A 21,491-nucleotide genomic window follows, 5' to 3' on the forward strand; every position below is an offset into this window, starting at 1 on the left:
CGTGGGTGCCGGTCCGTTGTGGGCGCGGGGGTCGGGCACCTGTCTCGGACTCCCTTTGGAGCTGATGTCGCAAACGAATCGCGCTGGGCTCAGGGCCGCAGCGGTGCGGAGCCGCGATGCGGGGGCCAGGCCTTCCGAACGCCTGTTGGTTGGCGCAGACCGTGCTGATGTCGCAGACGATTCAGCTCCAAAGCGGGTGTGCGGAGTAGGTCATCCACCGACCCGAGCGGTTGTCCACAGCTTTATCCACAGCTCTGACCGGGGTGTTGATAGTGCGCTGACCAGCGGCGAGCATCGGTCTGTGACCGAGGCGAGTGACCTTACGGATGAGAGCAGCGGGGTCGATACGGATGAAAGCAGCGGGGTCGATTTCGGTGCGGCGCTCCGCGCCCTGCGTCGGCGGGCCGATCTGAGTCAGCGGCAGTTGGCCGAGAGATCCGGGGTGCCGCAGCCGACGCTGGCCGTCAGCGTTCCACCCGCCGTCGGCGTCACCGCACCCACGCCGGTTCCGCAGTCGCCGAGTTGCCCGACGGCACGCTGGTTGGTGAGCTGCGGGCCCATGAGCGCAGCCCGTTCCTGGAGTTCGGGGAGTGGCATCCGGACATGCCGGAGCGGGAGATGGTGCTCGACGGCGTGCTTGTCGACGCCCGGCACCGGCGGTTGGGGCTCGGGCGACGGCTGGTCACCGCGCTGGTGACCGGGATGCGCGAGGCGGGCATCGACGACGCGGTCGCTGTCGCCGAGGGGTCCGGCACCGACCTGCTGCTGGCGTGCGGCTTCAAGATCGAGGCACGCCGCACTGCCGCACTGCGCCTGGATCATCCTGGCAGGCGCCGCTTCTCCTGAGCGTCGGCCGGGTCAGCGCAGTGCCGGGGCTGCTGCGGTCAGGGCGGCCAGGGCTTCGCGCAGCCGCCAGGCGTCCCGGTCGCGGGGGCCGATCGGGTTGGAGATCGTCCGCAGCTCGGCGAAGGGCACCCCGGCCTGCGCCGCGGCGACCGCCACGCCGTACCCCTCCATGGCTTCGGCGACCGCTTCCGGATGCCTGCGGCGCAGCTCGTCGGTGCTGGCCGTGGTGCCGGTGACGGTGCTGACCGTGAGCACCGGGCCGGCCGTGGCCGTCGGGAGGGCGGCTCGCAGTGCCGCCAGCAGCCCCGGGTCCGCCGGGACCCTGCTGCCCGCACCGAGCAGCGCGGGCGGCATGCCCAGCTCGTCGACCGCGATGAAGCCGTCGGGCGACTCGGCACCCAGGTCGGCGGCGATGCTGGCGGTGCCGAGCACCGTGTCGCCGACCTCGGCCCGCCCGGTGAAGCCGCCGGCCACGCCGGCGCTGACCACCGCACGGTACGGACGACCAGCGGCCTCTGCCAGCGCCAGCAGCCGGGCGGTGGCGGCACCGGCGAGGGCCGGGCCTACACCGATCGGGGTGACGGTCACAGTGGGGTCGGTCAGCCCGGCGCGGACCGCGTCCGCCTCGGCTGGAACCGCCGTCACCACCAGCAGACCGGTCACGAGAGTGAGCCGGGGGACTCGCGGCGGGTTTCGTCGTCGGCCCCGCCACCCGGGCCGCCAACGGCCGACGACGGGCGGTAGATGTGGTAACCCGGCGGGGCGAGGCTCGGGTCGTCGTCGTACTGCGATGAGGCGGTCGTCCGGGCCGGTGCCGGTGAGGTCGGTGTGGGGTCTCCGGGCTCGTCGGCCGGCTCGTCCTCGGTCAGCTCGTCGTCACCGAGCGGCCTCCCGGCCAGCTTCTCACCGCGCAGCCGGGCGGCGGCCAGCACACCCCGGATCGCCGCCAGTACGCCGACCCCGGCGGCCACGGCGATGCCCATCCGGCCGTCGAACGGCACCAGCCCGAGCCCACCGCCGGCGACGAAGGCGAGCATCAGCACCGTCTCGGAGTGGGCGAAGGAACTGGCCCGCAACCGTTCCGGGATGCGCTCCTGGATCGAGGCGTCCACCGCCAGCTTCGCTATCCCGCTGGCCAGCGCGGCGACAAGGCAGAGCAGGGCGACCATCAACAGCGAGAACTGGATGACGGCGAGCACCGCCACCCCGGCCACGATGATCATGCTGCTGGACTGGATGGCGGTCGGCCGGTGGATACGCAGCCGGGTGCCGATGGCGGTGGCCAGGAAGGTGCCGACCGCGAGCGCGCCGCCGACCACGCCCAACGCCCACTCGGCGCCCAGATCCCGGCCGAACACCACTGTGGTCAGGTCGCCCTTCTTGATCGCGAAGGCGAGGAAGAGCAGCAGGAAGCCGTAGAGCGCGCGTAGCGTCGCCGCGCCGACCAGGGTGGCGATCACCAGCCGGCCGGACGGTCGGCCCCGGCCCAGCGGCCGGTCGCCACGGCGGCGGCCCAGCGCGCGCAGTGGCCGGGGAACCCGCTCCGGTGGCTCCGAGTCGGCCTTCGGCGGCAGCCGCAGGGAGATCACCATGCCGACCAGGAAGATCACCGACGCGACCCGCAGCGGCCACTGCGGCCCGAACCAGAACGCGGCCAACCCGATCGGTGCCACCAGCGCACCCGCGACGGTGCCGTAGACGCTGGCCCGAGCGCCCACCTGGGACAGACCGAGCCCCTCCGGCAGCAACCGGGGCACGGCTGCGGATCGGGCCACGCCGTACGCCCGGGAGAGCGCGAGCACCCCGAACGCGGCCGGATAGAGCCCGAAGCCGTGGATGTAGTCGGAGATCAACCAGGCCAGGAAGGCGCGCCCGAGCATCGTCGCCGCCAGGGCGTACCGCCGGCCGTGCCGGAAGTGATCCAGCAGCGGGCCCACCACCGGGGCGAGCATCGCGAACGGCACCATGGTCACCAGCAGATAGAGCGCGACCTTGCTGCGAGCCTCGCCGAGCGGCACGTTGAAGAAGATCGTGCCGGCCAGGCCGATGGCGATCAGGGTGTCACCGGCGCAGGAGAGCGCGTGCAGGTCGAACAGGCGAACCATGCCGACCTCGCCGCCGGCACCCCGGGCGCGGGCCCGACCGGCCCGGCGGGTCACCCAGCGGCCGCTACCCACCGAACCACGCAACAGCAGACGAATGGCGCGAATGCCGGTGCCGACGGTCCGCCCGAGGACGGATCGCCCGGAGCGGGAGTACGACGGCATGTGCACCATCCTCGCCCATCTGATCCGGGTACGCCGCACCACCGCTGGGAAAGGTTCCCCGGGAGTCCCTGTCACCCCTGCGAGGCGCATGGGGAACAATGGTCGGGTGACCAGGCCCGTCTCCACCCGTGCCGCCCGTCTCGACCAGGTCTGCGCCGCCGCCGTCGAGGTGGCCCGCGCCGGCATCACCGAGGTGGGCTCCGACGATGTCGGCGACCACCTACAGGTCGTCGCCGAGGGTGACCGGCTGGTCACCCACTACTTCGAATGTCGCCTCGCCGGCTACAACGGCTGGCGCTGGGCGGTCACCGTCACCCGGGTGCCGCGCAGCAAGACGGTGACCATCTGCGAGACGGTGTTGCTGCCCGGCCCGGACGCGCTGCTCGCGCCCGGCTGGCTCCCCTGGCAGGAGCGGCTCAAGCCGGGCGACCTGGGTCCGGGTGACCTGCTCCCGACCTCGCCCGATGACGATCGACTGGTCCCCGGTTACCTGCTCTCCGACGACCCGGCGGTCGAGGAGACCGCATGGGAGCTGGGCCTCGGCCGCGCCCGCGTGCTCTCCCGGGAGGGTCGCATCGACACGGCGCAGCGCTGGTACGAAGGTGACCACGGCCCCGCCGCGGCCATCTCGTCCGCCGCTCCGGCCGCCGCCCGCTGCGGCACCTGCGGCTTCTACCTGCCGCTGGCCGGTGCGATGCGGCAGGCATTCGGGGCGTGCGGCAACTTCTACGCTCCCGACGACGGCCGGGTGGTGAGCGCCGACCACGGTTGCGGCGCCCACTCCGAGACGTTGATCGAGGCGGCCGAGACCGCTGTCGACGAGCTGCCCACTGTTTACGACGACAGCGCGGTGGAGGCCATGTCGGTCAGCCGGGCTCCGGGCTCGGTGGAGGCCGCTGAGCCGGCGGAGCCGTACGGGCACTCCTGATCGTCCGCGCCGGAGTGCTCCGGCGCGGCGGCCAGCTCACCTCGCGCGGCGACGTCGTCGGTTGGCGTCGTGCCGCATCATCACGGCGAGGCCCGGGAAACCCCACAGGAAGCCGGCGAGGCAGGTCCAGAGCCAGTTCTGGTGACCGTGGTCGGTCAGCCAGCCCCGGAAGAAGATCAGCAGGACCAGCCCGGCCACCGCCCACGCGATCAACCCGGCGAGGGCGAACGGCACCATCGGCGGATCCAGTGGTGCGGGCCGCGGTGGCTGCTCGTTCGGCATTCGGCAAGCGTACGGGATCTACTTCCCCTGCCCACCGACGATCTGGGACGATGCGCGCGACAACTGGGAAGATCACCTGCGAGGACCTGATGGCCGTAGCGCCGCCCGAGAACGGCACACCTTCCAAGCCCGCCCATCCGCGTAACGGTTTCGACCGGTTCTTCGAGATTTCCGCCCGTGGCTCGACGTTGAGCCGTGAGGTACGCGGTGGCCTGGCGACCTTCTTCACGATGGCGTACATCGTGGTGCTCAATCCGCTCATCCTGGGTGGCGCCGTCGACGGTGACGGCAAGAGCCTCCCGATTCCCGCGCTGGCTGCCGCGACCGCGCTGGTCGCCGGCCTGATGACCATCCTGATGGGTGTGGTCGGCCGGTTCCCGCTGGCGCTCGCCGCCGGTCTGGGTGTCAACGCGCTCGTGGCGTACGAGATCGCCCCCGAGATGACCTGGGCAGACGCGATGGGCCTGGTGGTGATCGAGGGTCTGATCATCGCGGTGCTGGTGCTGACCGGTCTGCGGACCGCTGTGTTCCGCTCGGTGCCGACCCAGATGAAGAGTGCGATCGGGGTCGGCATCGGTCTGTTCCTGACCATCATCGGCCTGGTGGACGCCGGCTTCGTCCGGCGCATCCCGGGCGATGCCAACACCACGGTTCCGGTCGGCCTGGGCATCGGCGGCAAGCTGGTGAGCTGGCCGATGCTGGTCTTCGTGGTGGGCCTGCTGATCACGCTGGTGCTGGTGGTCCGTCGGGTGAAGGGCGCGATCCTGATCGGCATCCTCGCCTCGACGGTGCTCGCCGTGATCGTGGAGGCGATCGGCAACATCGGCCCGTCGTTCGTCAACGGTCAGCCCAACCCGAAGGGCTGGTCGCTGAACGTGCCGGAGTTGCCGAAGTCGGTGGTCGACCTGCCGGACCTGTCGCTGCTCGGCAAGTTCAACGTGTTGGACTCGTGGGGCCGGGCCGGTTGGCTGGTCGTGCTGATGTTCATCTTCACGCTGTTGATCACGGACTTCTTCGACACCATGGGCACGATGGTCGCGGTCGGCCAGGAGGGTGGCCTGCTCGACGAGCAGGGCACTCCGCCGAAGGCCAAGGAGATCCTGCTGGTCGACTCGATCGCGGCGGCGGCCGGCGGTGCGGCCAGCACCTCCAGCAACACGTCGTACATCGAGAGCGCCGCCGGTGTCGCGGAGGGTGCCCGAACCGGTGTGGCCAACCTGGTCACCGGCGCGCTCTTCCTGCTCGCGATGTTCCTGGCGCCGCTGGTCGTGATCGTGCCGTTCGAGGCGGCGTCGACGGCACTGGTGGTGGTCGGGTTCCTGATGATGACAGCGGTCCGGACGATCGACTGGTCCGACTACGAGATCGCCATTCCGGCCTTCCTCACCATCGTGTTGATGCCGTTCACCTACTCGATCTCCAACGGGATCGGCGCTGGTCTGATCACCTTCGTGGTGGTCAAGCTGGCCCGGGGCAAGGCCCGGGAGATCCACCCGTTGCTGTACGGGGTGGCCGTGCTCTTCGTGCTGTACTTCCTGCGTGGGCCGATCGAGTCCCTGGTGCTCTGAGGCAACTCCGGGCGGGGAATCGATCGGGATTCCCCGCCCGTACCATTTCAATCCCCTCGTGAGCCTGGTCATAACGGATGTCGTTAGCCATGCTCATTAGTTAAGCTAACTACTGTGACGGAGCGGACGGTGACGGCGGAACGCGTGCCACCGGCGCAGCTGGCTCCCCAGCTGCGTGATGCGATCACCCGACTCAACCGGCGGGTCCGACAGGCCCGACCGGTCGGCGACCTCACGGTCACCCAGGTCTCCGCGCTCACCAGCCTGCGGCTGGCGGGCGCAATGACCCCCCGAGAGCTGGCCGACGTGGAGCGGGTGCAGCCGCCGACGATGACCAAGATCGTCGGGAAGCTGGAGGACCGCGGCCTTGTGCGGCGGACACCCCATCCGACCGACGGGCGGCAGGTCATCCTCGCGGCGACCGAAGGAGCGCAGGCCGTGCTCGACCAGTTCGAGCGGGCCCGCGACGAATGGCTGGCCCACCGGCTGGCCGCGCTCGACGAGGACGAACGGGAGACCCTGCAGAGGGCCGCCCAGATTCTTCAGCAGCTCGCTCGCGCCTGAGCCGCGCCCGCGCCCCCGGGTCCGTGCCGTCACCTGTCGATGACGCGTACGTCCGAGGAGGCGCACCAAGAGTGCAGGCCAAGCTGAGCACGATGTTCCAGTCCCTACAGGTCCGCAACTACCGGCTCTTCGCATCCGGGCAACTGATCAAACTGATCGGTGTCTGGATGATGTTCATCGCCCAGGACTGGCTCGTCCTCGACCTCTCCGACAACTCGGCGACCGCGCTCGGTGTGGTGACCGCGTGTCAGTTCACCCCGGTGCTCCTGCTCACCCTGTTCTCCGGCCGGCTCGCCGACCGGTACGACAAGCGGGTGCTGCTCTTCGTCGCCAACGCCTTCTGGAGTGTGCTGGCCCTCGGGATGGCGGTGCTGGTCCTCACCGACCTGGTGCAGCTCTGGCACGTCTTCGCCTTCGCCGCGCTGCTCGGCACGGCCAACGCCGTGGAGACCCCGGTCCGGCAGGCGTTCGTCTCGGAACTCGTCGGCACGCCGCTGCTGCCCAACGCGTTGTCGCTGAACGCCGCCGTGTTCAACTCGGCGCGGATCGTCGGCCCGGCCGTCGCCGGCCTGGCGATCGCCGCGTTCGACGTGGGCCCGGTCTTCCTGTTCACCGCCCTCAGTTCGATCGCGCCCCTGGTCAACGTGGTCCGGATGCGGACGGCCGACCTGCATCGCGAGGCCCTGCTGCCGCGCGACGAGCGGGCGTCCGCACGGGTCATCGACGGGTTGCGGTACGTGTTCCGTCGCCCCGACCTGCTGCTGCCGATGGCTGTCATGTCGGTGATCGGCATGTCGCTGTTCAACTTCCAGCTCACCCTCGCCGCGCTGGCGAAGACGGTCTTCCACACCGGTGCCGCCTCCTTCGGCCTGTTCAGCACGGCGCTCGCCGTGGGCGCGCTCGGCGGCGCGCTCAGCGGCACCGGTCGGCGCAGCCGGCCGTCGGTCTGGCTGGTGCTCGGCGCGGCGATCGCCTGCGCCAGCTTCGGCACCCTGGTCGGGCTCGCCTCGACGTACTGGCTGGTCGTGGCCCTGCTGGTGCCGACCGGCTTCTTCATGGTCTTCTTCGCCCAGGCCGCCAACCAGCGGGTCCAGTTGGGTGTGGACGCGGCCTTCCGGGGTCGGGTGATGGCCCTGTGGGTGCTGGTGTTCCTGGGGACCAACCCGGTCGGCGCGCCGTTGATCGGCTGGGTCGCGGAGCACTACGGTGCCGGTGCCAGCATCTGGATGGGTGGGCTCATCTCGCTGGCCGCCGCGGTGATCGCCCTCACCTGGCAGCTCCGCCACTCCGGTGCCCGGCTGCGTTTCCGGGTGCTGCCGATGCCCCGCTTCTACGTCACCTCCACCGACTGCTGAGGTTTACCACCGGCTCCGGTTGCGCGGATTGCTCGGATGCGGCCAAACCGCTGGCGGGGTGGCACGGTGGGGCTTAGCGTCGATGCGTGGGAGTCGGACACGCGCTGATGCTGGGCCTGGCGTTCCTCGCCGTGGCCACGCTGCCGGCGGCGTTCGCCCTGCTCTTCTGCTACGACGAGATCCTCGACCGGGTGGTCTGCGGCTGGTCCGAGTGGCGTGACCGCCGACGGGAGAAGCGCACGATCGCCAAACTCGACCGCGCCATCGAGGCAGACGCGTTGACCCGGGACATCGACCTCAGCGAGTTCGACAGCGTTGACCGCCGGCCGCTGGAGCAGCTCGCCGCCGACCTGCGACGTCTCGGCGGTCAGCGGGTCGGCGGTAGCGGTCGCTCGATGGTCTGGCACAGCGCGCTGCTCCAGGCGTACGACGACCGGCTTCGTCTCGCCTGCCGCGCCCTCGACATCGCCGAGCACCTCGCCGAGCTGGAGGGCGTCGACCAGGAGATCGAGCGGGTCCGGGTGGAGGGCGTGCTGCACGCCGCCGGTCTGGCCCTTCCGGCGGCCCGTCCCGGGCAGCGGCAGCGGCACCGCTGACCCGCCCGCCGGTCACCGCCGTTCCGGTTGCCCGGTGGCCTGGGCAGCGGGTTGGGACCCGGTGTGAAGCACCGCGCGGCCCTGCTCGGCGGCGCGGACGATGCTCTCACTGATGAAGTCGAGGAAACGGGCGATGTTCTCCAGCCGGGCGGCGGCGGGGGTCTGCGGGCCGAGGATGGCGACGCCCTGGCGCGCGGTTGCGACGAGCTGGTCGTTGGCCCGGGCGCTGGCGATCGTCGCCTGGTAGAACAGCTCGTCGTCGACCACGTAGCGGTCGCGGCGGCGTTCGTCGCGTTGCCGGCGGACGAGGCTCTGACTCTCCAGGAAGGTGATCGCCTTGGAGATGGACGCCGGGCTGACCTGGAGGCGCTGGGCGAGCTGTGACGCGGTGAGGCTGGCCGAATCGGTGATGAACAGGTGGGTCAGGACCCGGGCCGCCATCTTGGGCAGGCCCGAAGCCATGAGGACCGTGGTGAACGTCTCCCCGTACTCCGCCACGGCCTCTGCGTCGCGTCCATGCTCCTGAGGGAGCGCGGTGGCCCCCGGTGAGGTGACTGTCCTGCGCCGCTGGGCGCGGTGTTCGGTGGCGCGGTGGGCCAGCTCGGCGCGGTAGGCGGTGGGGCCGCCGTTGCGCATCACCTCGCGGGTGACTGTCGACGTGGGACGGTCGAGGCGCCGGGCGATCTCCGCGTAGGGGAGGCTGTCGATCAGCCCCAGCGCAATCTGCTGGCGCTCCTGCTGACTGAGTCTGCCTCCCGGCATCACGATCTCCCCGGTGATTCCTGGTCGCGTCCGCTGACTGGCCCACCATAGCGTTCACCATCCGCCTGTTGCAACGGTTGCGACCTCCGTCGTTGCGTTATCTTTAGGATGATTGCAACACTTTATGTGCTCTGAGCTGGGTTGATACAACCTCATCGCAACATTGTGGTTGTAGTGAATTGGAAAGCAACGTAGCGTTTCCTGTGTTAGAAAGAGCTGCGAGCGCAGGAGAACACGATGCAGACGTTCGACACCCCCGCCCCCATCTCGGCCGTCCTCGACATCCCCGCCGGACGGATCCAGTTGATCGCCGCGGACCGCGCCGACACCGTCGTCGAGGTTCTGCCCACCGACCCCTCCAAGAAGCGCGACACCAGGGCCGCCGAACAGACCACCGTCGCCTACACCGACGGCGTCCTGCGGATCACGGCCTCGGCCTCCGGCAACCCGCTCGTCGGCCCGTCCGGGTCGCTGGAGGTGACCGTTCAGCTTCCCGCCGGCTCCACGATCGAGGCCAGGACCGCCAGCGCCGAACTTCGCGGCGTCGGGCGTCTCGGCGACATCGCCTTCGACGGGGCCTACCGCCAGATCAAGATCGACGAGGTCGCGAGCCTGCGGCTCACCGCGATCGACGGCGACGTCGAGATCGGCCGCCTCAACGGCCCCGCGGAGATCAGCACCGCCCGGGGCGACATCCGGATCGCCGAGGCCGTGAGCGGCGCCGTCGTGCTCAGCACCCAGTCCGGCGACATCTCGGTCGGTGCCGCCGCCGGTGTCTCCGCCGCACTCGACGCCGGCACCGGCCACGGTCGGGTCAGCAACGCCCTCAAGAACGACGGCGCCGCGACGCTCGAGATCCGCGCCACCACCTCCCAGGGCGACATCACCGCCCGGAGCCTCTGAACCCCACCACGACCAGGCGACAGGAGTACGACATGAACTCAGCTACCAGCTCCCCGTGGACCGGCATGGTGTCGGTCGACGACACGGCCCTGGCCGTCACCGACACCGGTGGCCCCGGCATCCCGGTGGTCTACCTCAACGGCCAGTTCGCCACCCAGGGCTACTGGCGGCGGGTCATCGCCGAACTGGGCACCGAGTTCCGGCACATCACCTACGACGAGCGTGCTCGCGGCAGGAAGTCGGAGCGCTCAGCCGACTACTCCTTCGAAGCTGCCGTCCGGGACGTCGACGCCGTACTCGCCGCTCGGGGGGTGGCCCAGGCGGTGTTGGTGGGCTGGTCCTACGGAGCGGTGGTCGGGGCGCACTGGGCCAACCGGAACCCGGAGCGTGCCCTGGGGGCGGTCCTCGTCGACGGCGCGTTCCCGCACGACTGGCTCGACGAGGCCATGGCGCAACGGATCCGCAGGATGTTCCGACGGATGAACCTGTTCATGCCGCTGCTCCGCCCGACCGGTCTGACCCCACGGATGAACGCCGACCAGATGGCGGACAGCAACATCGAACTGGGCGAACTTTCCCGCGAGCGCGAACTGGGCCCGGTGCTGGACGCCATCAGCGTTCCGGTGCGGTACGTCGTCGCCTCGGGAACGTCCCTCGGCAGTCGCGGGGACGAGCAGGAGCAGATCCGCGCCAGCCTCGACGCGGTGACCGCCCGCAACCCGCACATCACCATCGGGGCGAAGGTCGCCAGCAACCACGGTGCGATCCTCAAGAAGGACTTCCGCGCCGTCGCCGAAGCGGTACGCGGAGTCGCCGCTACACCGCGCCGATCTTGCAGTTTCGGTCGCCGAGATGGGCGGATTGCCCCCTAAGTCGAGGCAGAAAGTGCAAGATCGCGGGGCGGACCGTGTCGCTCAGGGAGCTGAGGTTCGAACGCTCGCGTTGACGGGTGACACAGGGTCACCCGTCAACGCGCGGCGTCAGGAAGATTCGCGGGCGGCCGGGCCGCTGCCGAAGAGCACGTCGTCCCAGCTCGGCAGCCTCTTGCGCGGCTTGCCGTTGGCGTCGGTGGACTCGCCGCCGGTGGCCGCCGCGGCACCCGTGCGGCGGGGCCGCAACACCGCCAGCGACGGCACGGCCGGCACCTCCTTGGGCGCGTCCGAGTCGTCGTCGAAGGCCGAGCCCTGGCCACCGCCGAGCAGCGCGGCGGCACCCCCACCGACCGGCCGCTGCCGGGGCGCGTCCGACCCGGCCAGGGCAGCCGGGGTACGCGGCTCCAGCCCACGACCCGACGAACCGCCGAGCGGACGGTCCAGGGAGGCGAGCAGGGCGTCACGGCCGGCCCGGATCGGATCACGGCCAGGGCGCGGGTGCTCGGACGCCGCCGGCAGACCGTGCCCGCCGCGACTCGGCTCGCCGCGCGACGGACCCGGCAGGGCGTGCCCGCCGCGCTCCGGTGCCGGCTCCTGGCCCAGGATCGGCGTGGGCCGCTCGGCGCACAGGTACTGCGCCATGTCGTCGTGCGGCGTGACCACCTGTCGGGCCTTGTCCATGTCCCAGATGGCCTGCGCGGTGGCCTTGCCCGACGGCCAGGTGGCGATGATCCGCCAGGTGCCGTCATCGCGCCGGTACGCGTCCCAGGAGATCTTCTCGGTGTCGATGCCGTGCTGGCTCAGCCGGCCGTTGACCACCTCGGCGAGCGGGGTGGGCTTCTCCGCGCCCTTGAGTCGGGTGCGCCGGGCGTGCTGGGCGAGCATCGCCCGCTCCTGCAACACCGGGCCGGCGTAGCGCAGCACGCGGTCGACCGGCACACCGGCGATCCGGGCGACGTCCTCCGCGGACTCACCGGAGCGGATGCGGGCCTGGATGTCCCGGGGGGACAGTGAGGGAATCGGGTCGACGGTGCTCGGTGCCACCGCGAGCGGCGGGGCACCCGGCTCCGGGTGCATCACACCGGCGATGCGTTCGTCGATGGGCAGGGCCAGGAGGCGCCCAACCTCGTCGGCGAGCACCAGCGCCTGGCCGTCCTCGGAGAGGGCGACGAAGCGTACTGGGCGCATAACGTTGCCTCCGTCCCGCTTCGCTGGCCGCACACCACGAGTCGGCCACCCAGGCGTCTCGGACCACCGTACGCGCATCTGTCTCGGGGTGGGGGAAGCGACACCCCGCATGTCGTGACTGAGCTGCGGCGATGATCACGGTCGGTGTCCGTGGAGGCCCCAACGGACACCGACCGTGACGAACGTCAGAGTCGCTCGACCACGTAGTCGATGGACGCGGTGAGCGCCTCGACATCGGCCGGCTCGACGGCCGGGAACAGCGCCACCCGCAGCTGGTTGCGACCGAGCTTGCGGTAGGGCTCGGTGTCCACGATGCCGTTGGCGCGCAGCGCCTTGGCGATCGCCGTGGCATCCACGCCGTCGGCGAAGTCGATGGTGGCGACCACGTTGGAGCGCAGCGCCGGGTCGGTGACGAACGGGGTGGCCACGCTGGACCGCTCGGCCCAGCCGTAGACCGCTGCGGCGCTCTCGGCGGTGCGCTTCGCCGCCCAGGACAGGCCACCCTGCGCGTTCATCCAGTCGGTCTGCTCGGCGGCCAGGAAGATCGTGGCCAGCGCCGGGGTGTTGTAGGTCTGCTCCAGCCGCGAGTTGTCGATAGCGGTGACCAGGTCGAGGAAGGCGGGGATGTACCGCCCGGACGCCTTGATCTCGGCGGCCCGGTCCAGTGCGGCCGGGGACATCAGAGCCAGCCACAGACCGCCGTCGGAGCCGAAGCACTTCTGCGGGGCGAAGTAGTAGACGTCGGTCTCACCGACGTTGACCTCCAGGCCACCCGCGCCGGAGGTCGCGTCGACAAGCAGCAGCGCGCCCTCGTCGGCGCCGGCCACCCGGCTGATCGGAACGGCCACACCGGTCGAGGTCTCGTTCTGCGGTGTCGCGTACGCGTCCACGCCGAACTCGGCGACCAGGGTCGGCGCGCTGCCCGCGTCGGACTTGCGGACGGTCGGCTCACCCAGGAACGGGGCGTCCTTGACCGACTTGGCGAACTTGGCGCCGAACTCGCCGAAGCTGGCGAACTGGGCCCGGTCGCGAATCAGGCCGAAGGTGGCGACCTCCCAGAACGCGGTGGTGCCACCGTTGCCGATGACCACCTCGTAGCCCTCGGGCAGCGAGAAGAACTCGGCGATGCCGGAGCGCAGCCGGGCAACCTGGTCACGGACCGTCTTCTGCCGGTGCGAGGTGCCGAGGTAGGTGGTCGCGACCTCGGCGAGGGCGGACACCGCCTCCGGGCGGACCTTGGACGGGCCGCAGCCGAAGCGTCCGTCGGCGGGCTTGATCTCATCGGGAATCCGGATGATCGGTGCGTCAGCCACGGTCTTGAAGATCCTTCCGCAAGGGCGAGGGCGGGCCCGGCGACACTGCCGGCCCTCATCCTCGCACCCGGACCGGACGACATGGACAAGGGCCCCTCCTCGACGCCGCACGTCGAGGAAGGGCCCCTTGTCCACCAGCTCAGACGCCGTGCGGGATGGCCGCCCAGCCCTCGACGTCGGACGGCTTGCGGGTCTCCGGGCCCATGTAACGGGCGGACGGGCGGACCAGCCGCTGCAGGCGCTTCTGCTCCAGGATGTGCGCGCTCCAGCCGCCCATCCGCGCGCAGGTGAACATCGAGGTGAACATGTGCGCCGGCACCTCGGCGAAGTCCAGCACCACGGCCGACCAGAACTCGACGTTGGTGGCCAGCACCCGGTCCGGGCGGCGGGCCTGAAGCTCGGCGAGGGCGGCCTTCTCCAGCGCCTCGGCGATCTCGAAGCGCGGCGCGCCCAGCTCCTTGGCCGTACGCCGGAGCACTCGGGCGCGCGGGTCCTCGGCACGGTAGACGCGGTGGCCGAAGCCCATCAACCGCTCACCACGGTCGAGGACGCCCTTGACGTAGCCCTCCGCGTCGCCGCTGCGCTCCACCGCCTCCAGCATGCTGAGCACCCGCGACGGGGCGCCGCCGTGCAGCGGGCCGGAGAGGGCGCCGATGCCCGACGAGATGCAGGCAGCCGCGTCCGCCCCGGTGGAGGCGACGATGCGAGCGGTGAAGGTGGACGCGTTGAGGCCGTGCTCGGCGGCCGAGATGAAGTACGCGTCGACTGCCTTGACGTGCCGCGGGTCCGGCTCGCCGCGCCAGCGCTTCATGAACCGTTCGACGATGGTCTGCGCCTTGTCGATCTCCTTCTGCGGGACCGCCGGCAGGCCGAGGCCGCGGGCGGACTGGGCGACGAAGGAGAGCGCGGTCACCGAGACCCGGGCGAGATCCTCGCGGGCCTGCTCGTCGGAGATGTCCAGCAGTTGGTTGAGACCCCAGTACGGGGCCAGCATGGCGACCGCGGACTGCACGTCGACGCGGATGTCACCGGAGTGCACCGGCACCGGGAACGGCTCCGCCGGCGGCAGGCCCGGCCCGAACCGGCCGTCGACGAGCAGCGCCCACACGTTGCCGAACGACACCTGGCCGATCAGATCCTCGATGTCGACTCCGCGATAGCGCAGCGCACCGCCCTCACGGTCAGGTTCGGCGATCTCGGTCTCGAAGGCGACGACGCCCTCCAGCCCGGGTTTGAAATCGGCCATGTCGCTCTCCTGGATCTGGTCGGTGCGCCCGATCGCTCATCCGGCCCGGATCGGCCGAGCGCCTTAGGCGACCCTCAGGGATGTGTTCGCAACATACTGCCTGCTGAGTAAGGGATACGCGACCCGCTGCGACTGTGCTGCACGCGACATCCCCGGACGCGCATTCTCCGTCCGGCTCAGTGAGACTGGGCAGGGCGGGCTGGTCAGCGCGGGAGGGTGCTGGTGGGGCCCCCGAGAAGGAGTGGGGACGTGACGGGCGACACACCCGCCCCGGCCGCGATGCGTAACGAGTACGCCGCGGACCTGGGCCTGACCGAGGCTGACCTGGCCGCCGACTGGCACACCCAGTTCGACAGCTGGTTCGCCGACGCGGTGGCCTTCGGGCTACCCGAACCGAACGCCATGGTGGTGGGCACCGCCGACCCGGCCGGCCGGCCGAGCGGGCGGACGGTGCTGCTGAAGGGGTACGACCCGGAGGGCTTCGTCTTCTTCACCAACCACCTGTCGCGCAAGGGCGTCGAGGCGACCGCCAACCCGTACGCCAGCCTGGTCTTTCCGTGGTTCTCCATGCAGCGTCAGGTGGTGGTCGCCGGACGGGTCACGCCGGTCGACCGCGCCACGAGCGAGGCGTACTTCGCCAGCCGGCCGCGCGGCTCCCAACTGGGTGCCTGGGCCAGCCCGCAGTCGCAGGTGGTGTCGGATCGGGCGGCGTTGGAGCAGCGGTACGAGGAGGCGGTCGAGCGGTTCGCCGACCAGGCCGAGATCCCGACCCCGTCGCACTGGGGAGGGCTGCGGGTCCAACCCGAGTCGGTGGAGTTCTGGCAGGGCCGGGCCGGCCGGTTGCACGACCGGCTCCGCTTCCGTCGCCTCGACGAGGGTGGCTGGATCGTCGAGCGGTTGGCGCCGTGACGGGTGTGCGGGAGACCCGGCCGCGCGCGGCGCGCCGCTGGGCGATCGACGTGCGTCCGCTGCGGGTTCCGGCGTACCGCCGGCTCTGGCTCGGCAACACGGTGGCGATGTTCGGCTTCCAGTTCACCGCCGTCGCGGTGCCGGTGGAGATGTACGCCCTGACCCGGGACTCGTTCTGGGTGGGCCTGCTGGGCGTTGCTGCCTTCGTACCGTTGCTGGTCTTCGGGCTCTGGGGTGGCGCGGTCGCCGACGCACGTGACCGGCGTGCGGTGCTGCTCGGCGGCTCATTGTTGCTCTGGGCATCCACTCTCGGGTTGCTGCTCCAGGCGGTGCTGGACGTGGGCAGCCCGGTGCTGCTGCTGGCGTTGATGGCGTTGCAGTCGGTGGCCTTCGCGATCAGCTCGCCGGCCCGTAGCGCCATGCTGCCCCGGCTGGTGCCGGAGGACCTGGTGGCGTCCGCCACCACCCTGAACTACACGACCTTCACCGCCGCCTCGGTCGCCGGCCCGCTCGCCGCCGGTCTGATCCTCTCCGCGTCGCCGGACACCACTGTGGTCCTTCCGATCGCCTACGGGCTGGACGCGGTGCTGTTCACCGCGATGCTCTGGGCGGCGCTGCGGCTGCCCTCGCTCCCGCCCGAGCCCAGCGCCGACGGCCAGGCCCGGCGTGCCGGTCTGGCCAGCGTCGTCGACGGGTTCCGCTACCTGGCCACCACTCCGGTCCTGTTGCTGTCCTTCGCGGTGGACCTGATCGCGATGATCCTCGCCATGCCACGGGCCCTCTTTCCGGAGATCGCGCACGAGCGGTTCGGTGGCGGTGGCTCGGTCGGTCTGCTCTACAGCGCCATCGCGATCGGCTCGATGATCGGTGGGTTGACCTCCGGCTGGATCGGCCGGCTCCGCCGGCAGGGGCTCGGCCTGGTGCTCGCTGTGGTCGGCTGGGGCCTGGCGATCGCCGCCGCCGGATTGGCCCACCAACTCTGGCTGATGGTCGTGCTGCTCGCCGTGGCCGGCGCCGCCGACCTGATCAGCGCGGTGCTGCGTCAGTCGATGCTGCTGGTCTACGCACCGGACCGGATGCGCGGCCGACTCCAGGGCGTGAACACGGTGGTGGTGGCGGGTGGCCCACGCCTGGGTGATCTGCGCGCCGGCACCATGGCCGCCGGGTTCGGTGGCGGGGTGGCCTGGGTGGCCGGTGGGCTCGCCTCCGCGGTGCTCGTGGTGGTGCTCGCTGTCGCGTTCCCGGCGCTGCTGCGCTACCGGGCGGCGACGGCGTCGAGCGACAACCGGACCTGACCGGTTAGTGTCGCCGGCATGGAAAGCCCCGATCCGCGCCCGTTCTCCGGCGCCCAGTGGACCATCTCCGCCGCCGGCCACGAGGCCGTCATCGTGGAGGTCGGCGGTGGGCTCCGGACGTACCGGCACGACGGTGTCGACCTGCTCGACGGGTACCAGACCGACGAGGTCTGCCCGGGTTGCACCGGGCAGGTGCTGGCACCGTGGCCGAACCGGATCCGCGATGGTCGCTACTCGTTCGACGGGCGGACGCACCAGCTTTCGCTGACCGAGCCGGAGCGGCACGTGGCCATCCACGGGCTGGTCAACTGGGTGCCGTGGCAGTTGCTGGAGCAGTCGGCGGACGCCGTGACGGTCGGATACGACCTGCCGCCGCAGCCCGGCTACCCGTGGCCGCTGCGGCTGCGCAGCCGGTGGAGCGTCGACGCGGACGGGCTGCGCGCCGAGCACGAGGTGACGAACATCGGCGGGGAGCTCGCCCCGTTCGGCTTCTCCGTGCACCCGTACCTGCAACTGCCGGGCGTCGCGGTGGATGACCTGGTGTTGCGGCTGCCCACCCGCAGCCGCGTGCTGGTGGACGGTCGGCTGCTGCCGGTGGGGGTCACCCCGGTGACCGGCACCGAGTACGACTGGACCAGCCCTCGCCGGATCGGCGCTGCCGTGTTGGACTCCTGCTTCGGCGAGGTGATCTCCGACGCCGACGGCGGTTCGTCGGTGAGCCTCGCCGCGCCGGACGGTTCGGCCGGGGTGAGCATCTGGGCGGACGCCGAGTTCGGCTGGTGGCAGGTGTTCACCGGGGACGCCCTCACCGGCGAGCGGCACCGCCGTTCGGTGGCGATCGAGCCGATGACCTGCCCACCGGACGCGTTCCGGTCGGGCAAGGACCTGCTCACCCTCAAGTCCGGCGCGACCTGGCGAGGTGCCTGGGGCATCCGCCCCGGCGCCTGATGGAGTTCGCCGAGGTCGTCCGCCGGCGGCGGATGGTGCGCAACTACGACCCGGACCGCCCGGTCCCGCCCGACGTGGTGGACCGGTTGCTCGACCACGCGGTCCGCGCGCCGTCGGCCGGCTTCGCCCAGGGCTGGGGTTTCCTGGTGCTGGAGGAGTTGGCCGATCGGGAGCGGTTCTGGGCCGCCACCACCCCGGAAGGCGGTGGGCGGGAGCGTTGGCTCGCGGGCATGCGCCGGGCACCCCTGATCGTGGTGCCGCACGCCAACGAGTCGGCCTACCTGCGGCGGTACGCGGAGCCGGACAAGGGCTGGACGGATCAGTCCACGGACCGGTGGCCGGTGCCGTACTGGCACGTGGACGCCGGCTTCGCGGCGTTGCTGATGCTGCTCACCGCGGTGGACGAGGGGCTGGGGGCGTGCTTCTTCGGCATTCCACCGCAGCGGCTCGCCGCCTACCGGGACGCGTTCGGCGTGCCGGCGGAGTACCAACCCATCGGTGCCGTCACAATCGGTTACCGTGCGGCCGACCATCGGTCACCATCGTTGCGCCGTGGACGTCGTCCAATGGACGAGGTGGTGCGGCGCGGTCGGTGGAACTGACGCGGACGTCCTGTTCGTCCGGTTGAGGATCGGACGAGCGATAGCGAAACTGACATCAGGGAGCAGAACGTAGCGTGCGCTGGGCGGCTAGGCTGGCACGGTCATCGGTGCCGCGCCGCGCGGTGCCCGCCGCGGCCCGGCTCGGCGCCGTCGGTCGGCCCGGCCACGGGGAGGGGAGCGTGCCGTCGTGATCTTCAGAGCGGTCCGGGACGGGCGTCCCTATCCGGAGCACAATCTGACGCTCAAGCAGTGGGCGGAGATCCCGCCGAGGCCACTGCGCCTGGATCAGATGATCACCACCAAGCGTGAGTTGGCGCTGGACAAGCTCCTCGCCGAGGATTCGACCTTCTACGGTGACCTCTTCCCGCACGTCGTGCAGTGGAACGGCGGGCTCTACCTGGAGGACGGGCTGCACCGAGCGCTGCGCGCAGCCCTCCAGCAGCGCAACCAGATCCACGCGCGGGTGCTGGTGCTCTCCGAGCCCATCGAGTGACGAGCCCTTCTTTCTCGCACTGAACCTTCGTTAGGGTGGCGTCCATGACCGCTGCGCTGGATCTGCTCGACCTGGACCCGTCGCTCAGCGAGGAGGAGCGGCAGATCCGCGACGTCGTCCGCCAACTCGTCGACGACCGGGTGCGACCCCGCGTCGCCGACTGGTACGAGGACGGTCGGGTGCCCGCCCGGGAACTGGCCCGTGAGTTCGGCAAGCTCGGCCTGCTCGGCATGCACCTGACCGGCTACGGCTGCGCCGGCGCCTCCGCTGTCGCCTACGGCCTGGCCTGCCAGGAGTTGGAAGCCGGCGACTCCGGCCTCCGCTCCCTGGTCTCCGTGCAGGGATCGCTCGCCATGTACGCCATCTGGCGCTACGGCAGCGAGGAGCAGAAGCAACGGTGGCTGCCGTCGATGGCCACCGGTGAGGCGATCGGCTGCTTCGGCCTGACCGAGCCGGATCACGGCTCCGACCCCGCCTCGATGACCACCCGGGCCCGCCGCGACGGCGACGACTGGGTGCTCACCGGCGGGAAGATGTGGATCACCAACGCCCCGATCGCGGACGTCGCGGTGATCTGGGCGCGCACCGACGGGGGCGTACGGGGTTTCGCCGTCCCCATGGACACCCCCGGCGTCACGGCCCGGGAGATCCGCCGCAAGATGTCGCTGCGCGCGTCGGTGACCGGCGAGATCGTGCTCGACGACGTCCGGCTCCCGGCCGACACTCAACTACCCGAAGCGGTCGGGCTCAAGGCACCGCTGAGCTGCCTCACCGAGGCCCGCTACGGCATCGTCTGGGGAGCGGTGGGCGCGGCCCGCGACTGCCTCGAAACCACACTGGCGTACGCGACCACCCGCACCCAGTTCGGTCGCCCCCTGGCCGGCTTCCAACTCACCCAGGCGAAGCTCGCCGACATGGCCGTCGAGTTGGTGAAGGGGCAACTGCTCGCGCTGCATCTGGGCCGGCTCGCCGACGCCCGGCGACTGCGGCCCGAGCAGGTCAGCGTGGGCAAGCTGAACAACGTGCGGGAGGCGCTGGCCATCGCCCGGCAGTGCCGCACCATCCTCGGCGCCAACGGTGTCTCCGGCGAGTACCCGGTGATGCGGCACGCCAACAACCTGGAGAGCGTGCTGACCTACGAGGGCACCTCCGAGATCCACCAACTGGTCATCGGGCAGCGACTGACCGGGCTCTCCGCGTTCGCCTGACCTGCTCGTTTGTCACTTCCTGGCGCTCGCCGCGCGACTGTCGTATCGGGGCCGTACCGTCATTGGCAGACGACGTGTCTGACGAGGACGGTGAGCGTGATGGCCCGCGACGCTGGCAGCAACGAGCCCACGAGAGAGTTCCCCGGTTATGCGACCGGTGACGATCTCAAGGCGCGGTCGACCGCGACACCCGGGTGGACCACGGATACGCCCGGTGGCCCCGGCGAGCCGGCCGGTCCCGGTGGCCCGACGAGCGGTGGCGATGGCCCCGTCGGTGGCGGTGGCGGTGGGGCGGCCCGCGGTCTGCTGCTGCTGCTCGGCGCCGCCGCGCTGGCCGTGGTCGTGCTGCTCGGCATCCAGGCGACCGGCATTCTGCCGGAGTTCCGCAACCCGTTCGCCAAGGAGCAGACCGACCGCAGTCAGCCACCGCTGCTGAAGTCGATCCAGGACCTCAGCCGCTACGTGGCCGCGGAGGGCAACTTCCAGGTCGTGGTCGACACGCAGAACGACAGGCGCAACGTTCCGGACTTCCTGCTCAACGAGCGCACCCTGTTCGTCGGGGCCGGCAGTGTCGAGGCGTACGTCGACTTCACCAAGATCGGTGAGGGCGCCGTCGTCCAGTCCGCCGACGGGAAGTCCGTCGAGATCAAGCTTCCCGCGCCGCAACTCGGTGAGACCAACCTCGACATGGAGAAGAGCTACGTCTTCGCCGAGCAGCGCGGTCTGCTCAACCGACTCGGTGACCTGGTCGGCAACGACCCCAACCGGCAGCAGCAGGTCTACAAGCTCGCCGAGGACCGGATCACCGCCGCCGCCCGGGACAGCGGGCTCTCGGCCCGAGCCGAGGAGAACACCCGCAAGATGCTGGAGGGGCTGCTCCGCTCCCTCGGCTACCAGCAGATCACTGTCACCTACGTCGCCCCCTGACCTGCCCTCCGTACGCCGAAGCGCCCGCCCCGACCTCCGTCGGAGCGGGCGCTTCCGCCTGGTGTCCCCTGGCTCACGGCCCGGAAGGGCCGGCGGCCGCACTCGCGCTGCCGGCGTGGCCGCGATTCGAGCAATCTTGGACAGTTTCCGTCATCAGATGACGGAAACTGTCCAAGATCTACGATTCCGTGGGGGTGTGGCGCGGGATCAGTGTCCGGTGGACGCGAGGTAGCGGTCCTCGTTCGGCATCAGCACCCACAGGATCAGGTAGACGATCACCTGCGTGCCGGGCAGCAGCAGCGACAGCAGGAACAGCAGCCGGACCATTCCGGCCGACATGCCGAACCGCCGCCCGAGGCCGGCGCAGACACCAGCGATCATGCGCCCCTCGCGGGGCCGGACCAGTTTGCGACTCATCG

Annotated in this window: 24 protein-coding genes and 2 pseudogenes; 17 read left to right on the forward strand and 9 right to left on the reverse strand. The window is 70.8% G+C overall.

Features of this window, described 5'->3' with window-relative positions:
- Positions 1 to 64 precede the first annotated feature (64 nt).
- A pseudogene (locus tag ACIBEF_RS17595) lies at positions 65 to 418 on the forward strand (hypothetical protein); the annotation flags it as partial.
- On the opposite strand, the gene ACIBEF_RS17600 reads toward ACIBEF_RS17595, so the two are convergent.
- The gene (locus ACIBEF_RS17600) at positions 415 to 597 is read right to left on the reverse strand and encodes a hypothetical protein (RefSeq protein ID WP_396794400.1); all 183 of its coding nucleotides are present in this window, start codon (positions 595 to 597) and stop codon (positions 415 to 417) included. The pseudogene ACIBEF_RS17595 and the gene ACIBEF_RS17600 overlap by 4 nt on opposite strands.
- Between ACIBEF_RS17600 and ACIBEF_RS17605 the strand changes: the two are divergent.
- Both ACIBEF_RS17605 and ACIBEF_RS17610 read left to right on the forward strand, forming a co-directional pair.
- Positions 523 to 672: pseudogene (locus tag ACIBEF_RS17605) on the forward strand (GNAT family N-acetyltransferase); the annotation flags it as partial. The gene ACIBEF_RS17600 and the pseudogene ACIBEF_RS17605 sit on opposite strands and share 75 nt — an antisense overlap.
- Positions 661 to 846 (forward strand): hypothetical protein, encoded by a 186-nt coding sequence (locus tag ACIBEF_RS17610; protein ID WP_396794396.1) that lies wholly within the window; start codon positions 661 to 663, stop codon positions 844 to 846. The pseudogene ACIBEF_RS17605 and the gene ACIBEF_RS17610, both read left to right, overlap by 12 nt.
- A gap of 12 nt (positions 847 to 858) precedes the next feature.
- Here ACIBEF_RS17610 and ACIBEF_RS17615 read toward each other — a convergent pair whose 3' ends face one another.
- Positions 859 to 1,509 carry a futalosine hydrolase gene (locus tag ACIBEF_RS17615; protein ID WP_396794325.1) on the reverse strand — a complete coding sequence of 217 codons (651 nt, stop codon included), beginning with the start codon at positions 1,507 to 1,509 and terminating at the stop codon, positions 859 to 861.
- Positions 1,506 to 3,113 carry an MFS transporter gene (locus ACIBEF_RS17620; RefSeq protein WP_396794326.1) on the reverse strand — a complete coding sequence of 536 codons (1,608 nt, stop codon included), beginning with the start codon at positions 3,111 to 3,113 and terminating at the stop codon, positions 1,506 to 1,508. The genes ACIBEF_RS17615 and ACIBEF_RS17620 overlap by 4 nt, the downstream gene beginning before the upstream one ends.
- Between ACIBEF_RS17620 and ACIBEF_RS17625 the strand changes: the two genes are divergently transcribed.
- Positions 3,112 to 4,041 (forward strand): DUF3027 domain-containing protein, encoded by a 930-nt coding sequence (locus ACIBEF_RS17625; RefSeq protein ID WP_393217828.1) that lies wholly within the window; start codon positions 3,112 to 3,114, stop codon positions 4,039 to 4,041. The genes ACIBEF_RS17620 and ACIBEF_RS17625 overlap by 2 nt on opposite strands.
- Positions 4,042 to 4,077: 36 nt before the next feature.
- Here ACIBEF_RS17625 and ACIBEF_RS17630 read toward each other — a convergent pair whose 3' ends face one another.
- A complete protein-coding gene (locus ACIBEF_RS17630) occupies positions 4,078 to 4,323 on the reverse strand; it encodes a DUF2530 domain-containing protein (RefSeq protein ID WP_091395273.1) in 246 nt (81 codons plus the stop codon).
- 89 nt (positions 4,324 to 4,412) lie between these two features.
- Here ACIBEF_RS17630 and ACIBEF_RS17635 point away from each other — a divergent pair, with 89 nt between their 5' ends.
- The 4 genes from ACIBEF_RS17635 to ACIBEF_RS17650 all read left to right on the forward strand — a co-directional run bounded on the left by ACIBEF_RS17635 (position 4,413) and on the right by ACIBEF_RS17650 (position 8,406).
- The gene (locus tag ACIBEF_RS17635; protein WP_396794398.1) at positions 4,413 to 5,891 is read left to right on the forward strand and encodes an NCS2 family permease; all 1,479 of its coding nucleotides are present in this window, start codon (positions 4,413 to 4,415) and stop codon (positions 5,889 to 5,891) included.
- A 114-nt stretch (positions 5,892 to 6,005) separates the two neighbouring features.
- Entirely contained in the window at positions 6,006 to 6,455 is a 450-nt protein-coding gene (locus ACIBEF_RS17640; protein ID WP_366605676.1) for a MarR family transcriptional regulator, read from the forward strand.
- 71 nt (positions 6,456 to 6,526) lie between these two features.
- Complete coding sequence (locus tag ACIBEF_RS17645) at positions 6,527 to 7,810, forward strand: MFS transporter (protein ID WP_396794327.1); 1,284 nt, start codon at positions 6,527 to 6,529, stop codon at positions 7,808 to 7,810.
- Positions 7,811 to 7,896: 86 nt separating this feature from the next.
- Positions 7,897 to 8,406 carry a hypothetical protein gene (locus ACIBEF_RS17650; RefSeq protein ID WP_396794328.1) on the forward strand — a complete coding sequence of 170 codons (510 nt, stop codon included), beginning with the start codon at positions 7,897 to 7,899 and terminating at the stop codon, positions 8,404 to 8,406.
- Positions 8,407 to 8,418: 12 nt separating this feature from the next.
- Here the strand turns inward: ACIBEF_RS17650 and ACIBEF_RS17655 are convergent, their stop codons facing one another.
- Positions 8,419 to 9,168 (reverse strand): helix-turn-helix domain-containing protein, encoded by a 750-nt coding sequence (locus ACIBEF_RS17655; protein WP_396794329.1) that lies wholly within the window; start codon positions 9,166 to 9,168, stop codon positions 8,419 to 8,421.
- Between the two features lie 237 nt (positions 9,169 to 9,405).
- On the opposite strand from ACIBEF_RS17655, the gene ACIBEF_RS17660 reads away from it, so the two are divergent.
- Complete coding sequence (locus ACIBEF_RS17660; protein ID WP_396794330.1) at positions 9,406 to 10,071, forward strand: DUF4097 family beta strand repeat-containing protein; 666 nt, start codon at positions 9,406 to 9,408, stop codon at positions 10,069 to 10,071.
- 32 nt (positions 10,072 to 10,103) lie between these two features.
- On the forward strand, positions 10,104 to 10,943 hold the full coding sequence (locus ACIBEF_RS17665; protein ID WP_396794331.1) for an alpha/beta fold hydrolase: 840 nt from the start codon (positions 10,104 to 10,106) through the stop codon (positions 10,941 to 10,943).
- Between the two features lie 108 nt (positions 10,944 to 11,051).
- On the opposite strand, the gene sepH is transcribed toward ACIBEF_RS17665, so the two are convergent.
- The 3 genes from sepH to ACIBEF_RS17680 form a co-directional block, all read right to left on the reverse strand.
- On the reverse strand, positions 11,052 to 12,131 hold the full coding sequence (sepH, locus tag ACIBEF_RS17670) for a septation protein SepH (RefSeq protein ID WP_355004969.1): 1,080 nt from the start codon (positions 12,129 to 12,131) through the stop codon (positions 11,052 to 11,054).
- 185 nt (positions 12,132 to 12,316) lie between these two features.
- Positions 12,317 to 13,444: a phosphoserine transaminase gene (gene serC / locus ACIBEF_RS17675; RefSeq protein ID WP_396794332.1), complete on the reverse strand. Its 1,128-nt coding sequence runs from the start codon at positions 13,442 to 13,444 to the stop codon at positions 12,317 to 12,319.
- Between the two features lie 139 nt (positions 13,445 to 13,583).
- On the reverse strand, positions 13,584 to 14,690 hold the full coding sequence (locus ACIBEF_RS17680; RefSeq protein WP_091395245.1) for a citrate synthase 2: 1,107 nt from the start codon (positions 14,688 to 14,690) through the stop codon (positions 13,584 to 13,586).
- Between the two features lie 279 nt (positions 14,691 to 14,969).
- Here ACIBEF_RS17680 and pdxH point away from each other — a divergent pair, with 279 nt between their 5' ends.
- The 7 genes from pdxH to ACIBEF_RS17715 all read left to right on the forward strand — a co-directional run bounded on the left by pdxH (position 14,970) and on the right by ACIBEF_RS17715 (position 21,072).
- Complete coding sequence (gene pdxH / locus ACIBEF_RS17685; protein ID WP_396794399.1) at positions 14,970 to 15,599, forward strand: pyridoxamine 5'-phosphate oxidase; 630 nt, start codon at positions 14,970 to 14,972, stop codon at positions 15,597 to 15,599.
- The gene (locus tag ACIBEF_RS17690; RefSeq protein WP_396794333.1) at positions 15,596 to 16,894 is read left to right on the forward strand and encodes an MFS transporter; all 1,299 of its coding nucleotides are present in this window, start codon (positions 15,596 to 15,598) and stop codon (positions 16,892 to 16,894) included. The genes pdxH and ACIBEF_RS17690 overlap by 4 nt, the downstream gene beginning before the upstream one ends.
- Before the next feature lie 18 nt (positions 16,895 to 16,912).
- Positions 16,913 to 17,842, forward strand: a complete 930-nt coding sequence (locus ACIBEF_RS17695) for an aldose 1-epimerase family protein (protein ID WP_396794334.1) — start codon at positions 16,913 to 16,915, stop codon at positions 17,840 to 17,842.
- Positions 17,842 to 18,444, forward strand: a complete 603-nt coding sequence (locus ACIBEF_RS17700) for a nitroreductase family protein (protein ID WP_396794335.1) — start codon at positions 17,842 to 17,844, stop codon at positions 18,442 to 18,444. The genes ACIBEF_RS17695 and ACIBEF_RS17700 overlap by 1 nt, the downstream gene beginning before the upstream one ends.
- A gap of 187 nt (positions 18,445 to 18,631) precedes the next feature.
- The gene (locus ACIBEF_RS17705) at positions 18,632 to 18,937 is read left to right on the forward strand and encodes a type II toxin-antitoxin system VapB family antitoxin (RefSeq protein ID WP_030329612.1); all 306 of its coding nucleotides are present in this window, start codon (positions 18,632 to 18,634) and stop codon (positions 18,935 to 18,937) included.
- Positions 18,938 to 18,981: 44 nt separating this feature from the next.
- Entirely contained in the window at positions 18,982 to 20,145 is a 1,164-nt protein-coding gene (locus ACIBEF_RS17710) for an acyl-CoA dehydrogenase family protein (RefSeq protein ID WP_396794336.1), read from the forward strand.
- A 99-nt stretch (positions 20,146 to 20,244) separates the two neighbouring features.
- On the forward strand, positions 20,245 to 21,072 hold the full coding sequence (locus tag ACIBEF_RS17715; RefSeq protein WP_396794337.1) for a DUF4230 domain-containing protein: 828 nt from the start codon (positions 20,245 to 20,247) through the stop codon (positions 21,070 to 21,072).
- A gap of 207 nt (positions 21,073 to 21,279) precedes the next feature.
- Here ACIBEF_RS17715 and ACIBEF_RS17720 read toward each other — a convergent pair whose 3' ends face one another.
- Positions 21,280 to 21,489, reverse strand: coding sequence for a PspC domain-containing protein (locus ACIBEF_RS17720; RefSeq protein WP_030486383.1), 210 nt, complete (start codon positions 21,487 to 21,489; stop codon positions 21,280 to 21,282).
- Positions 21,490 to 21,491: the final 2 nt, after the last annotated feature.

This window comes from Micromonospora sp. NPDC050795 (genome assembly GCF_044456785.1).
Lineage (GTDB): Bacteria > Actinomycetota > Actinomycetes > Mycobacteriales > Micromonosporaceae > Micromonospora.